This is a genomic window from Bathymodiolus heckerae thiotrophic gill symbiont, assembly GCF_900180345.1.
Taxonomy (GTDB): Bacteria; Pseudomonadota; Gammaproteobacteria; order PS1; family Pseudothioglobaceae; genus Thiodubiliella.
The window spans coordinates 1-920 of sequence record NZ_FXLV01000113.1 but is presented as its reverse complement, the minus strand read 5'-3'; the positions used below and the strand labels follow the sequence as shown (position 1 = coordinate 920).

2 protein-coding genes are annotated in these 920 nt (G+C 29.7%); both read right to left on the bottom strand.

Annotation, left to right across the window (positions count from 1 at the left end; all coding sequences use genetic code 11):
- Positions 1 to 320: 320 nt before the first annotated feature.
- Positions 321 to 641 (bottom strand): hypothetical protein, encoded by a 321-nt coding sequence (locus tag CRYPD_RS07745; RefSeq protein ID WP_138146993.1) that lies wholly within the window; start codon positions 639 to 641, stop codon positions 321 to 323.
- 167 nt (positions 642 to 808) lie between these two features.
- Positions 809 to 920, bottom strand: a 112-nt coding sequence (locus CRYPD_RS07740; protein WP_171004249.1) for an IS3 family transposase, incomplete at its 5' end; no start/stop codon positions are given.

The following is a 920-nucleotide window of genomic DNA, read 5'->3' as shown; positions in this document are numbered from 1 at the left end:
AATCATCAAAAATCCACTTTTCACCCGCTTGGCAATTTTTTAAACCCAGCCTTAGCCCTGCTAGGACAAGGTTTAAGAAAATCACCAATCTGGAAAAAATTGAATTTTGCTAATCATCCCTATTTATGCAAAGGTCTCATAGTATTCAACTCCGTTTAAGAAAATCAGTCATTATAGATTGACTAACCTCAGATTTTTATTCAAAGGCTGTCGTGTATTTTGCTTTTTGCTTGTCCTAAAGACCAAGCAAAATACACGGCTGCTCGTTAAACTTAGTTGTGCACTTATGATGCGAATTTACTAATAATTATAAAATATTATCACATCTTTATTTGTTTAGTAGCTACTTGATGAAGTATAGATGAGATATAACTTTGGTATGAAAGCCCTTTATGGGTAGCCATAGATTTAATTTTATCTACATCATTTTCCATTAATCTAATACTGTATTGCTTTTTCTTACTTAGCTTTTCAAGAGTATTTTTTGCAATTTTGGAATACATTTTTTTCTTTTCTTCTAATTCTTTTACTGGAGTGTTATATTTTCCAGCTAGTAAATTATCTTCAACATCTTTAAAAAAAGCTAATTCCTCTTTAGAATAAACCTCTTCATCTGGTATTTTATATTTCCTTTCTTCCATAATAAGATTACCTTAAGTTATAAAATTTAGTAGCCTTTCTACTAGGAAAAGCAGTTTTTAAAAAAATTTCTTTTTTATTTACATCAACAACAAATGGAACAACATAAACATAATTGTTAATATTCACCATAAAGCACTTGTAATGATCTAACCAACTTGGACACATTTCAAGCCACTTTTTTCAATTCAGCCATCTTTTCTGCTGGGGTTAAATACCCAATAGCTGAATGAATCCTTTTGTAATTGTAAAAATAAATATAACTCTCTACATTTTCCACT